This is a genomic window from Micromonospora sp. NPDC018662 (genome assembly GCF_044391475.1).
In the GTDB taxonomy this organism is placed as follows: domain Bacteria; phylum Actinomycetota; class Actinomycetes; order Mycobacteriales; family Micromonosporaceae; genus Micromonospora.
The window spans coordinates 120364-133367 of the sequence record NZ_JBISAC010000002.1; the positions used below are offsets into that span (position 1 = coordinate 120364).

A 13004-nucleotide genomic window follows, 5' to 3' on the forward strand; every position below is an offset into this window, starting at 1 on the left:
CGTTGCTGGTTCGGCGCTTTCCTTGGAGGTCCCCTTGTCGGCGGAGACGACTTACCTCGAACTGTCCGAAGTGGATGGTGCGGCCCACAAGTTCTACGAGGTGGTGGTCGACGACACAGCGATGACCGTCCGCTTCGGACGGATCGGTGACCACGGCCAGGTGAAGACCAGCGCCTACCCGGACAACGCCCGCGCCCGGGCCGCCGCGGCGAAGAAGATCGGCGAGAAGGTCCGCAAGGGCTACGCTCCGGCAGTGCCCGGCGTGCGCCGGAAGCGGCCGGTCTCCCGCCGGGAGATCGTGAGCACCCGCTCCACCGCCCGCACCGCCCCGGTCCTCTGGCGGTACGCCTCGGGCGCGCCCGCCTTCGGCATCTTCGTGGACGGGCGGCACTGCATGGTCGGCAACGAGCACGGCGTGATCACCACGCTGGACCACGACGCCCGGATGGTGAACCAGGTCCGGCTCCCCGACGGCGTGAAGTGCATCGTCGCCGACGACGCCTGGGTCTACGCCGGCTGCGACGACGGCAATGTCTACGACCTCTCCGGCAAGGTGCCCCGGGCGGCGTACGCGATCGCACCGGAGATCGACATCTACTGGCTGGACATCCACGACGGTGTCCTCGGCGTCTCCGACCGCGAGGGCGGCGTCGCCGCGTTCGACCACGAGGACGAGTTCCTCTGGCGCCGGGCCGGGCGTGGCCGGTCCGCCTGGATGGTGCGCTGCGACGCCGACGCGCTCTACCACGGCCACTCGCAGGGGGTCACCGGCTACGACTGGCGCACCGGGCGGGAGCTGTGGCACACCGGCACCGGCGCGGTGCTCTTCGGTTGGCAGGAGCGCGACACGGTGTTCGCCGGCACCGGCACCCGGGAGGTGGTGCGACTGCGCAAGGACGGCCGCGCCGAGCAGACGTACCGCTGTGACGCCGCGGTCTTCTCCTGCGCCACCGCCGAGGACGGCCGGTACGTCTTCGCCGGGGACAGCGCCTCCTCGATCTACTGCTTCGACGAGGCCGGCAACCGGCTGTGGAAGCTCGGCACCGGCTGCGGCTCGGCGTACTCCATGCAGTATCACGACCAGCGGCTCTACGTGGTGACCACCAGCGGCCACCTGGCCTGCATCGACGCCGACGAGGCGGCGATCCGGGCGGCCGAGGCCGGCGACGTGCCCGAGGTGGTGGACGTCAAGGCGCCGGCCCGGCTGCCCGAGCCGGCCGCCTGGGCCACGGTCGAGGTCACCACCGACGCCCGGGACGGCGTGGTGGTGCAGTGCGTCGAGCACGGCGGCCGGCTGCGGGTCCACGTCCTCTCCGACGGCTACCAGCGGGACTGGTCGGTCCAGTTCCCCAAGGGCATCCGGGAGCCCGGCGCCCGCTACCTGGTCAGCGAGGTCCGCGAGTCCGGCCGGGGTGGCTTCTACCGGGCGTACGGCGACATCCGGCGGCTGCGGTGACCGCGGCCGCGGCCCGACCCGCCGGGGTCGGGGCGGCGCCGATCGCCGCGCTCGGCCAGGATGGCCGGATGCGGTGGGAGATCCCGGACGGGTTGCGGTGGACCGAGCGGACGCCGCTCGGGCGGGCGTGGCTGGCGGAGCTGCCGGACCGGTTGGCGGAGTGCGAGGCGCGGTGGGAGCTGACGGCCGTCGGGCCGCCGTTCGCCTACGCGTTCGCGTCGCTGGCCGTGCCGGCCGAGCTGCCGGACGGCACGCGGGCGGTGCTGAAACTGCAGTACCCGGACGACGACAGCGTCCACGAGGCCACCGCGCTGGCGCACTGGGCGGGCCGGGGCGCGATCCGGCTGCTCGCCCACGACGCCGACCGTCGCGCGCTGCTGGTCGAGCGCTGCGACCCGGGCGTACCGCTGCACACGCTGGCGGCCGACGCCGCGCTCGACGCCGCGGTCGACCTGCTGCCCCGGCTCGCGGTGCCGGCCGGCCCGCCGTTCACGCCGCTCGCCGAGGAGGCGGCCGGCTGGGCCGAGCGGATGCCGGCCAACTGGCGGCGGACCAACCGGCCGTACGAGCGGCGGCTGCTCGACGCCGCGCTCGGGCTGCTCGCCGAGCTGGCACCGGACCAGGGCGAGCAGGTGCTGGTCAACCAGGATCTGCACGCCGGCAACGTGCTGGCGGCCGGCCGCGAGCCGTGGCTGGTCATCGACCCGAAGCCGCTGGTCGGCGAGCGGGAGTTCGCGGTGGTGCCCCTGGTCCGGGGCGCCGAGCTGGGTCACTCCCCGGCGGCGGTGCGGCACCGGCTCGACCGGCTCAGCACCGAGCTGGGCCTGGACCGGGCCCGGGTCCGCGGCTGGGCGATCGGGCAGACGCTGGCCTGGAGCATCGGCGGTGACCAGGTCTTCACCGGCAACGTCGAGACGGCCCGCTGGCTGCTCGACGAGTGCTGACTCAGCCGGCCTGGCAGGTGGGGCACCAGTAGAGGTTGCGGCCGGCGAGCGTGCCCCGGCTCACCGCGGTGCCGCAGACGTGGCAGGGCGCGCCCGGGCGGCGGTAGACGTACACCTCGCCGCCGTGCCGGTCGACGCGCGGGGCCCGGCCGGTGGCCTCCGGCAGGTGCACGTCGCGCACGGTGTCGATCCGGCCGCGCCCGACCGCGCGGGTCATCAGCGCCACCAGGTCCGCCCAGAGTTCCGCCCAGCCGGCCGGCGTCAGCTCCCGCCCGGGCAGCAGCGGCGGCAGCCCGGCGCGCAACAGCGCCTCGGTCACGAAGATCAGCCCGGTGCCGGCCACCACGGACTGGTCCAGCAGCAGCGCGGCGAGCGGGGTGGGGCTGCGACGGATCTGCGCGTACGCCCGGTCCGGGTCGGCGTCGGCGCGCAGCGGGTCCGGGCCGAGCCGGCCGCGCAGCGCCGCCACCTCGGGCGGGGTGAGCAGTTCGCACGCGGTGGGCCCGCGCAGCTCCAACCAGTTGCGGTCGCTGTGCAGGCGCAACCGGACCTGGCCGACCGGCGCCGGCGGCTCCCCCGGCCCGTCGGCGAACTTGCCGTACAGCCCGAGGTGCACGTGCAGCGTCAACTCGCCGGCGTAGTGGTGCAGCAGGTGCTTGCCGTACGCCTCGGTGCCGTCCAGGACGGTGCCGGTGAGCCGCGCCGCGCCCTCGGCGAAGCGCCCCTGCGGGCTGTCGGCGTGCACCTTGTCGCCGGCGAACAGCTCGGCGTGGCGCGCGGCGAGTCGGTGGATGGAGTGTCCCTCTGGCACGGGTGCCAAGCGTAGTCAGCGGTTCTCACCCCTGCCGGGGCTGACCGCCGTCAGGTCGAGCAGGTGGGCCAGGCGGTATCGCAGCACCCGCGCCTGCCCGATCGACAACACCACCGCGGACGCCGCGCCGCTCAGGTTCACCATCGTCTCGGCGGCGGGATGCAGCGCCCGCACCAGCCCCACCTCGACGACGGACGCCTCCGAGCGGTCGGTGTCCACCCGGCGGGCACGGGACCGGTGTCGGCCGCGGAGCCGGCACCGGTCCCGGTCGCACCACCGCGGGTGGGCCAGGTCGTCGGGGGCGGCGAGCGCGCCGGTCGGATAGACGAACACGTGCCCGCAGGGCCGCGACACCCCGGGCCCCAAACCGGTCGGGTACGCGTCCAGCCCGGCTCCGCCGATCGCGGCGGTGGCCTGCGCGGTGTGCGCCGCGCAGGTGTACGCGCAGGCGTCCAGCGAATCCGTCGTGTACACCTCGATCCGCACGGTCGCCGGTGCTCCGCAGTCGGGCAGGGTGGGTAGCGTCCTCACGGGTCGCCTCCTCGGGGCGGTCTGACATCATGCCAAGTCATCGGCGTTTATTTGGCCTCCTGAAGCTAACTTACTGGTGCATGTTTGGCCAAACAAGAATCGCGGAAGTCACGCACCACTTGGCCGATGAGATCATCTACGGCATGGCCAACCGACTAGCGGATGCGGTGCGCGCGTTTCACATGGCGCAGGCGACCGCCGCCGCCTCCGCCCAGCGCGCGGCCGAGGATCGGGAGAAGGTCACCGAGGCACGCGATCAACTCGCCACCGCCATCGCTGAGGCGTCCCGGGCCGGCATGCGACAGGTCGACATCGTGCGGGTCACCGGTTACACGCGTGAGCGCGTACGCCAGATTCTCCGCTCCCACGGCATCGCGCCCGACTAGGTGGCCAGCCCACTCAGCAACGTGCCGCTCTACCGGCAGTTGGCGGACCTGCTTGCCAAGCAGATCGAAGAGGGCACGTTGCGTCCGGGGCAGCCGCTGCCGAGTGAACTCCACTTGCAGCAGACCTACGGCGTAGCCCGGGGAACCGTGCGGATGGCGATGCGTGAGCTGCGGGATCGCGGTCTCGTCATCACCGTGCACGCACGGGGAACCTTCGTCGCTGAGCAGCGGTAGCGGCCGCAGCGCGGGACGTCATTGAATCGACGTCTGTCGAATGCCAGACTGGCTGGAGTTCGCGCTCGGGAGCCGGTGCGAGCCGCTCGACCCAGCAGGAGAGTGACGCGCGGGGTGGTGTGTCACCCGGCGCCGGGCAGTCCTCTCCGGCAGTCCGCCGTGCCGCCGATCGCGCCACGGGGCCCGCAGCTCAGCTCAGGAGCGCAGATGATTCGTACCCTCGGCGCGGCCCTGGCCGCCGCCCTCACGCTGACCGGCCTGGCCGCCTCGACCGGCGCCGCCCGGTCGCCCGCCACCCCCATGATGACGCCCGCGCCCACCCCGACGCTGGCGTGCCCGCCGGCGCTGCCGGTCGGCGGCCAGGTGACCGGCGCCACCACCACCAGCCTCACCATCAGCTACTCGATGCTGCTCAGCCCGCCCTGCGGTTACGACCCGCCGCTGGTCGTCAGCCTCTTCACCAGCCGCGAGGACGCCACCGGGTGGCGTAATCCGGTGGCCGAGGCCGTTACCGGGCCGGAGCGGTCCGGGACGGTGACCGTCGGCGGGCTGACCCCGGACACCGACTACTGGTTCCGGTTCAGCGACACGCACGGCACGCGCGACCCGTACTTCATCGGTGGACCGGCGCGGACGCTGCCGACGTCGACATGCACCGCGACGGTCACCATCGACAGTCGGTGGTACGGCGGCTTCGTCGCCACGGTCACCGTGCGCAACACCGGGACCGACCCCACCGCCGGCTGGGCCGTCTCGTGGCGGTGGACCGGTGACGAGCGCATCGAGTCGATCTGGGGCGGGGCGGCGGTGCGTACCGGCGAGAACGTCGTGGTTCGCAACGCCTCCTGGAACGGGACGCTGGCGCCGGGCGGCTCGACCACGTTCGGCGTGCTGGTGGCCGCCAGCAGCGCGTCCGCCGGCATCTCGCCGGTCTGCGGTCGGTGACCGGCATGCGGTCGACGGATCGGGCGGTCCCCCACGGCGGGAACGACCGGATGAGCCGGGGCGGACGACTCGGGGCGGCCCTGGCGGCGCTCACCGTGGCCGTCGCGACGGTGCTGGTCGGGCCGGCCACGGGCGCGCTGGCGGCGCCGGTGACCGTCACCAACGGCACCCAGTTCACCGACACGAGCGGCGCGGTGGTGCACGCCCACGGCGGCGGCGTCCTCAAGGTCGACAACTACTACTACTGGTTCGGCGAGAACCGTAACCCGGACAACACGTTCCGGGCGGTCTCCGTCTACCGCTCCACGGACCTGCGCACCTGGGAGTTCCGCAACAACGTGCTCACCCCGTCGTCGGCCACCGAGCTGCGGGGCGCCAACATCGAGCGGCCGAAGGTCATCTACAACGCCGGCACCGGCCGGTTCGTGATGTGGATGCACAAGGAGAACGGGTCCGACTACAACGAGGCGCGGGCCGCCGTCGCGTCGTCGGCCACCGTGGACGGCAACTACACCTACCACGGCAGTTTCCGGCCGCTCGGGCAGCACATGTCGCGGGACATCACGCTCTACAACGACAACGGCACCGCGTACATGATCTCGGCGGCCGACGACAACTACGACCTGAACATCTACCGGCTCACGTCGGACTACCTCAACGTCGCCGGCCTGGTGGGCAACTTCTGGGACGGCGCGCACCGCGAGGCGCCCGCGATGTTCAAGCGGGGCAGCACGTACTTCCTGCTGACCTCGGGCGCGACGGGCTGGAGCCCGAACCAGGCCCGGTACGCGACCGCGCCGAGCATCTCGGGACCGTGGAGCGGCTGGACCGACGTGGGCAACGGCACCACGTTCAGCTCCCAGCCCGCCTTCGTGCTGCCGATCCAGGGCACCGCCACCACCAGCTACCTCTACCTGGGTGACCGGTGGGCGGGGGCCTGGGGCGGGCCGGTCAACGACTCGCAGTACGTGTGGCTGCCGATCTCGTTCCCGACCAGCACCAGCATGAGCCTGACCTGGTACCCGTCCGTCACCATCGACACGGCCACCGGGACGGTCACCGGCGACGCGCCCGTCTCCTACCGGGTCACCGCCCGGCACAGCGGCCGGGTGCTGGACGTGATCGGCAGCTCCACGGCGAACAATGCCGAGGTCAAGCAGTGGGCGTGGAACGGTGGCGGCAACCAGCGGTGGGAGTTCCAGGACGCCGGCGGCGGCTGGTTCCGGCTGGTCAACGCCAACAGCGGCAAGTGTCTCGACGTCGCCGACGCGTCCACCGCCGACGGCGCCAACGTCATCCAGTACACCTGCGGCGGGGGCGCCAACCAGCAGTGGCAGTGGGCCGCGACCGGCAGCTGGTTCCAGCTCCGGGCCCGGCACAGCGGCAAGTGCCTGGACGTGGTCAACGCCGGCACCGGCGACGGCGCGGACGTCCAGCAGTACACCTGCGGCAGTGGGACCAACCAGCAGTGGTCACGTACCCAGTCCTGACGACGACGCCCGCGTGACGTGACCGGGCCCGCCCTCGGCCGGCACGACGCCGGCCGGGTGGCGCCCGGTTCCGTCGCCGGGTGTCGACTTCCGCATGCCTGGGTACCTCCTCACTGTCATGCGCGGCCTCCGCGCCTGCATCAGGAGGTGCCAAGGTGAACATCTTGTCCCGCCGGAACTCTCCGGCGCGCAGTACCGATGTGAACGGCGACGGTGTCGTGGACGCCCGCGACGAGAACCCGGTCGCGGACGGAACGGCCGGCCAACCGGTGGTGACCGACCGCGACGCGGCGCGGACCACGTACCGCAGCGGCGCGACCGCCACCGACGCGGAGCGTGCCGCCGACGCCGGGCCGGTCGGCGACGCGAGGCCGGTCGCCGACGCGAGGCCGGTCGGCGAGACCAGGCCGGTCGCCGACGCCGGACCGGTCGGCGACGGGCGCGTCGAGACCGTGCCGCGCACCGGCGAGGCGGAGCGGCGGGCGGCCGCCCGGGCCGCCTCGGCCCGGGCGGTGACCAGCCGGCCGTTGGGCCGGAACACCCGGACCGTCGACCCGGAACCCACCCGGGAGCAGACCGTCGACCTGAACGGGGACGGCCGCGCCGTCGACCCGGACCGGGACGGTCGCCCGGATCGCGCCGTCGACCTGGACCGGGACGGCCACGCGGACCGTCCCGTCGACCTGGACGGCGACGGTCGCCCCGACCGGGAAATCGACCCGGAGCTGACGAAGAAGCCGCGCGCCAGCCTGCTCGCCACGCTCGGTCTGATCGTGTCCGTGGTCGGCGCGCTCTTCGTGCTCTCCGGCACGCTGGCCGGCTACGGCATCGGGCTCGGCGCGGTCGGCGCGGTGCTCGCGGTGCTGGGTCTGATCGCCACCCGACGCCGGCACGTGGCCGGGAAGACCGACGCGCTGATCGGCATCATGGTCGGCCTGGCCGCCGTGGTGCTCGGCGTCGTGGCGATGACCGGCCAGTTCGACTGGCCGACCACGGACGGCGAGTGGGTGGGCCGGTTCCGTGAGTGGCTTGATTCACAGTTTATCGATCGATTCTGAGGGCACATTTTCGATCGCCGGCAGCGACCGGCAGCCCGATAAGAGCTCCGGTGGTTCACCGGGCAGCTCCGGTGGTTCACCGGCAGGGCAACACCCTTTCGGGGGGCGGCGATTCGCCGCCCCCCGAAGTGTTTTTTCCCGCCCCGCCCGACGCGCCCCGCGATCGCACCCGCTGCCGTCGGACGCCACCGGCCGAGCGGCACCTGCTCCCGAGCGGCCCGAGATCTTGGTACGAAATGGCCCCCAGAGGGGCCGAACCGTACCAAGATCTCCGGGTATCTCAAGGGGTGGAACGTTCGTCTCTGATGGCGGGAGTGGGCGGGATGCCGGGGCGCACGGCAGAGTCGAGAGGCGCGTCGAAGCGACGCCGGGTCGCCGTGGTGGCGGTGGGGCGGGAGCCGAACGGACACGGAGCGCGTAGACGCAACGATCGGCCGGACCGGAGCCGGTAGACGCAACGATTCGCTGCTCAACGCAAGTTCCCACGGTGGAAGTCGACGCCCCGGGCCGCATACGGTTGAACCACGGCGCCAGCCCGTGGGCCGACCGTGGCCGGGCGCGCCCGACCCTGGGAGCACCACATGACGATGGACGCCACCCGCCAGCGCTTCCTGATGTGCCGGCCGACGTACTTCGCCGTCGACTATGCGATCAACCCGTGGATGGACCCCACCGCCCCGGTCGACGCCGACCTGGCGATCCGGCAGTGGGAGCAGCTCCACCAGACGTACCTCGACCTGGGCCACGACGTCGAGCTGATCGACCCGGTCGCCGGCCTGCCGGACATGGTGTTCGCGGCCAACGGCGGCACGGTGATCGACGACAAGGCCATGGCGGTGCAGTTCCGTGACCCGCAGCGCGCCGACGAGGCGCCGGCCTACCGGGCCTGGTTCGAGGCCGCCGGCTTCGAGATGCACGACCCGAAGCACGTGAACGAGGGCGAGGGCGACGTCCTGCTGGTCGGCGACCACCTGCTCGCCGGCACCGGGTTCCGCACCGCGCACGCCTCGCACGCGCAGCTCCAGGAGGTCTTCGGCTACCCGGTGGTCACCATGCAGCTCGTGGACCCCCGCTTCTACCACCTGGACACCGCGCTGACCGTGCTCGACGAGCGGACCGTGGCGTACCTGCCGGAGGCGTTCTCGGCGGGCAGCCGGGCGGTGCTGCGCCGGCTCTTCCCGGACGCGATCCACGCCACCATGGCCGACGCCGAGGTGCTGGGCCTGAACGCGGTGAGCGACGGCCGGCACGTGGTGCTGCCGGCGCAGGCCACCGACCTGGCCGCGAAGCTGCGCGACCGGGGTTACGAGACCATCGGGATCGACCTGTCCGAGCTGCGTAAGGCCGGCGGCGGACCGAAGTGCTGCACGTTGCGACTCCGTCAGGGAAAGGCAATCAAGTGATCATCGACGACATGCTGCGGACGCCCTCCGCGGTCCGGGACGCGGAGCGCCACACGGCGCACAACTACCACCCGCTGCCCGTGGTGATCTCCTCGGCGGAGGGCGCCTGGCTGACCGACGTGGACGGCCGCCGCTACCTGGACTGCCTGGCCGGCTACTCGGCGCTGAACTTCGGCCACCGGCACCCGAAGCTGATCGAGGCCGCGCACGCCCAGCTCGACCGGCTCACGCTGACCAGCCGCGCGTTCATCCACGACCAGTTCGCCGACTTCTGCCGGGAGCTGGCCGCGCTCTGCGGCAAGGAGCTGGTGCTGCCGATGAACACCGGCGCCGAGGCGGTGGAGACCGGCATCAAGGTCGCCCGCAAGTGGGGCTACCAGGTCAAGGGCGTCACCCCGGGCCAGGCCAACATCGTGGTGGCGGAGGGGAACTTCCACGGCCGCACCACCACCATCGTCAGCTTCTCCACCGACGAGGACGCGCGGGCCGACTTCGGGCCGTACACTCCGGGCTTCACCGTGGTCCCCTACGGCGACCTGGCCGCGCTGACCGAGGCGATCGACGAGAACACGGTGGCCGTGCTGCTGGAGCCGATCCAGGGCGAGCAGGGCGTCGTGGTGCCGCCGGAGGGCTACCTGCCCGGGGTCCGCGAGCTGTGCACCGAGCGCAACGTGCTCTTCGTCGCCGACGAGATCCAGTCCGGGCTGGGCCGCACCGGCGCGACGTTCGCCTGCGACCTGGAGGGCGTCGTCCCGGACATGTACCTGCTCGGCAAGGCGCTCGGCGGCGGCATCGTGCCGGTCTCCGCGGTCGCCGCGAACGCCGACGTGCTCGGCGTGCTCCAGCCCGGCCAGCACGGCTCGACGTTCGGCGGCAACCCGCTGGCCTGCGCGGTCGCCACCGAGGTGGTCCGGCTGCTCGCCACCGGTGAGTTCCAGCGGCGCTCCGCCGAGCTGGGCGAGCGGCTGAAGACCGGCCTGGAGGCGCTGCTCGGCAAGGGTCTCGTCGCGGTCCGGGTGCGCGGCCTCTGGGCCGGCGTCGACATCGACCCGGGGCTGATGAGCGGCCGGCAGGCGTGCGAGCGGCTGATGGAGCGTGGGGTGCTGGCCAAGGACACCCACGGTTCGACCATCCGGCTCGCCCCGCCGCTGGTGATCACCGCCGACGAGATCGACCACGCGGTGGCGCAGCTCGCCGCCGTGCTGGCCGGCTGACGCCGTACGCGAAGAAGGGCGCCGGGACCACGACGGTCCCGGCGCCCTTTCGCGCACGTGGGCTCAGGGGCGCGGCAGCCGCATCGCCATGGTCGGGGCCTCGGCCATCACCGAGTTCGGGGTGTAGGTGGCGTCGCTGGCCGTCTCGGCGGCCCGCCCGATCTGCACGCCCGGGTAGAGCTCGATCAGGTCGCCCTCGCCCAGCGCGCGGGACTGCTGCGGCGGCAGCGGGATCCGCTCCGTCTCGACCATCGACCCGCCCGGCCGGATGCCGGAGCCGTTGGTGCTGGTGTCGGTGACCACCACCTCACCGCCGCGCCCCAGGTCGAACCGGACGTGGCTGCGGCTGATCCAGCGGCGGGCCTCGTCGTTGAGCCACTGGCCGAGCGTCACGCCGCCGGGGCCGTCCGGGGCCCGCCCGACCGCCACCGGCTCGGTCTCGGTGAGCACGAACCGCTTCCGCACCAGCCCGCCGATCCGCACCGCCAGCACCTCGGCGCGCGGGCGCTGCCCGGCGTCCGAGAGGCGCGCGCCGTGCCGGGGGCAGGTGGGCGCGCCGGTGCGCAGCGTGGGCGGCGGCTGCTCGGACGGGGCCCGGTCGATCCCGGCCAGGTCGGCGAACGCGCCGCCACCGCCACCGCCGCCGAACAACGCGCAGCCCGGCTCAGGGCAGCGCCACTGCCGGGAGAGCAGCTTGACGCCGGCCGGTGAGCGGCTGCCGGTGACCGGGTCCTGGCCGCCGCCGACGTGCGCGATGAAGACCGGGCCGCCGGCGCCGGGCACCGGCGCGAGCACCCGGCCGGCCTGGCCGAGCCACGGATAGCGGCCGACGAGCCCGTCCAGCCGGGCCCGGGTGAGCACCGGCAGGCCGAGCAGGTCGGCCACCTCCAGCAGCCGGTCACCGGGCTGGTCGAGCACCTCCACCAGGCCGTCGTCGGCCCAGCGGCGGACCACCATCCGCTCGTTGGAGGTCAGGTCGGCGTCGGACAGCAGCGCCCGGTGCACGATCGCGTAGACCTGGACGCTGTCCTCGCCGATCTGCCGGGACAACGCGTCGATCACCATCCCGAGCCGCAGCAGGCTGGCCGGCCGGCCGCCGTCCAGGTTCTGCCAGCGGATCACCTCGGCCAGGTCGACCACGGCCCGCGCCAGCGACGGGTCGGTGCAGACCCGCCCCTCGATGGCGTCCAGCACCTTGCTGATCTCGAATCTCATGCCGCGCTCCGCACGATGTCGTCGCTTGACCCGGTCGGGGCCTTCTCGCCCGCCGCGCCGCGCGTCACCGGGGTGACGCGCCCGTCCCACCACTGCGACGACCCTACCGGCCGCGTCCGACGGCGGCGTTCCGACGCACGCCGGAAGCGGCGTACGCCACCGGCCGGCCCGGGTGGGGACACCCCTCGACACCCCCGCCCGGCCCGCCCGGCTCAGCCCGCGCGCAGCGGTCGCCCCACCTCGTGCAGGTGCGCCAACCCCTGGCGGTACGACTCGATCAGCCCGGTCTCCGCGTACGGGATGCCCTGCTCGGCGCAGTAGGCCCGGACCAGCGGGCGGGCCCGGCGCAGGTTGGCGCGCGGCAGGTTCGGGAACAGGTGGTGCTCGATCTGGTAGTTGAGGCCGCCCAGCGCCACGTCGACGAACCGGCCGCCGCGCACGTTGCGGGCGGTGAGCACCTGCTTGCGCAGGTAGTCGAGCCCGTCGTCGGCGGTGGGCATCGGCATGCCCTTGTGGTTCGGGGCGAACGCGCACCCCATGTAGAGGCCCCAGAGCCCCTGGTGCACGGCGGCGAAGAGCAGCGCCTTGCCCGGTGACATCACCACGAGCAGCAGGCCGACGTAGCCGGCGGTGTGCGCCGCGAGCAGCGTCGCCTCCACCGCCCGGTGCCGCACCGGGACCCGCCACCGGCCGTCCGGCTGCCGGTCGGCCAACGCCCGGATGCTCGCCACGTGCAGCGCCAGCCCCTCCAGCAGCAGCAGCGGGAAGAACAGCCACGCCTGGTGGCGGGCCATCCACCGGCCCACGCCCCGGGTCGCCAGCGCCTGCTCGTACGTCCAGACCAACGCGCCCGCGCCGACGTCCGGGTCCTCGTCGGCGTGGTTCGGGTTGGCGTGGTGCCGGTTGTGCTTGTCCACCCACCAGCCGTAGCTGAGCCCGACCGCGAGGTTCCCGGCGACCAGGCCGGCCACCTCGCTCGGCCCGCGCCGGCGGAACATCTGCCGGTGCCCGGCGTCGTGCCCGAGGAACGCCACCTGGGTGGTCGCCACCGCCATCCCGACCGCCAGCGGCAGTTGCCACCAGGAATCGCCGACGGCCACCACCAGCACCCAGCCGGCCAGGAAGGCGCCCAGGGTGAGCGCGATGCGGACCGCGTACCGCCCCGGTCGCCGGTCGAACAGCCCGGCCTCGGCGACCCGGCGGGACAGGCGTGCGTAGTCGCTGCCCCGCCGGCCCTGCGGTGCCGCCACCGTCGAAGAACTCATTCGCCATCGCTCCTCGGTTGCCGGTAGTCACGCCGACCGTGACCCTCGGTGA

Annotated in this window: 13 protein-coding genes; 9 read left to right on the forward strand and 4 right to left on the reverse strand. The window is 73.3% G+C overall.

Annotated features, from left to right (window positions below):
- The first annotated feature begins 34 nt into the window (after positions 1-34).
- Together ACH495_RS05850 and ACH495_RS05855 are read left to right on the forward strand one after the other, a co-directional pair.
- Positions 35-1456, forward strand: a complete 1422-nt coding sequence (locus tag ACH495_RS05850; protein WP_396856625.1) for a WGR domain-containing protein — start codon at positions 35-37, stop codon at positions 1454-1456.
- Positions 1453-2400, forward strand: a complete 948-nt coding sequence (locus ACH495_RS05855) for an aminoglycoside phosphotransferase family protein (RefSeq protein ID WP_396856626.1) — start codon at positions 1453-1455, stop codon at positions 2398-2400. The genes ACH495_RS05850 and ACH495_RS05855 overlap by 4 nt, the downstream gene beginning before the upstream one ends.
- A 1-nt stretch (position 2401) precedes the next feature.
- Here ACH495_RS05855 and ACH495_RS05860 read toward each other — a convergent pair whose 3' ends face one another.
- On the reverse strand, positions 2402-3211 hold the full coding sequence (locus tag ACH495_RS05860; protein ID WP_396856627.1) for an Fpg/Nei family DNA glycosylase: 810 nt from the start codon (positions 3209-3211) through the stop codon (positions 2402-2404).
- 15 nt (positions 3212-3226) lie between these two features.
- Positions 3227-3742 (reverse strand): hypothetical protein, encoded by a 516-nt coding sequence (locus ACH495_RS05865; protein WP_396856628.1) that lies wholly within the window; start codon positions 3740-3742, stop codon positions 3227-3229.
- Positions 3743-3861: 119 nt separating this feature from the next.
- Between ACH495_RS05865 and ACH495_RS05870 the strand changes: the two genes are divergently transcribed.
- From ACH495_RS05870 to rocD, 7 genes are all read left to right on the forward strand, one after another.
- Positions 3862-4128 carry a hypothetical protein gene (locus ACH495_RS05870; RefSeq protein ID WP_396856629.1) on the forward strand — a complete coding sequence of 89 codons (267 nt, stop codon included), beginning with the start codon at positions 3862-3864 and terminating at the stop codon, positions 4126-4128.
- Between the two features lie 21 nt (positions 4129-4149).
- Positions 4150-4362 (forward strand): GntR family transcriptional regulator, encoded by a 213-nt coding sequence (locus ACH495_RS05875; protein ID WP_396856630.1) that lies wholly within the window; start codon positions 4150-4152, stop codon positions 4360-4362.
- A gap of 207 nt (positions 4363-4569) precedes the next feature.
- On the forward strand, positions 4570-5307 hold the full coding sequence (locus tag ACH495_RS05880) for a cellulose binding domain-containing protein (RefSeq protein WP_396856631.1): 738 nt from the start codon (positions 4570-4572) through the stop codon (positions 5305-5307).
- Between the two features lie 5 nt (positions 5308-5312).
- Entirely contained in the window at positions 5313-6797 is a 1485-nt protein-coding gene (locus ACH495_RS05885; RefSeq protein ID WP_396856632.1) for an RICIN domain-containing protein, read from the forward strand.
- Positions 6798-6997: 200 nt separating this feature from the next.
- A complete protein-coding gene (locus ACH495_RS05890) occupies positions 6998-7855 on the forward strand; it encodes a thrombospondin (RefSeq protein WP_396856633.1) in 858 nt (285 codons plus the stop codon).
- A gap of 587 nt (positions 7856-8442) precedes the next feature.
- Positions 8443-9258 (forward strand): dimethylargininase, encoded by an 816-nt coding sequence (gene ddaH / locus ACH495_RS05895; protein ID WP_396857318.1) that lies wholly within the window; start codon positions 8443-8445, stop codon positions 9256-9258.
- On the forward strand, positions 9258-10472 hold the full coding sequence (gene rocD / locus ACH495_RS05900; RefSeq protein ID WP_396857319.1) for an ornithine--oxo-acid transaminase: 1215 nt from the start codon (positions 9258-9260) through the stop codon (positions 10470-10472). The genes ddaH and rocD overlap by 1 nt, the downstream gene beginning before the upstream one ends.
- Positions 10473-10535: 63 nt before the next feature.
- Here the strand turns inward: rocD and ACH495_RS05905 are convergent, their stop codons facing one another.
- Both ACH495_RS05905 and ACH495_RS05910 read right to left on the reverse strand, forming a co-directional pair.
- Entirely contained in the window at positions 10536-11687 is a 1152-nt protein-coding gene (locus ACH495_RS05905; protein WP_396856634.1) for an FHA domain-containing protein, read from the reverse strand.
- A 212-nt stretch (positions 11688-11899) separates the two neighbouring features.
- On the reverse strand, positions 11900-12952 hold the full coding sequence (locus tag ACH495_RS05910) for a fatty acid desaturase family protein (RefSeq protein WP_396856635.1): 1053 nt from the start codon (positions 12950-12952) through the stop codon (positions 11900-11902).
- Between the last annotated feature and the right edge of the window lie 52 nt (positions 12953-13004).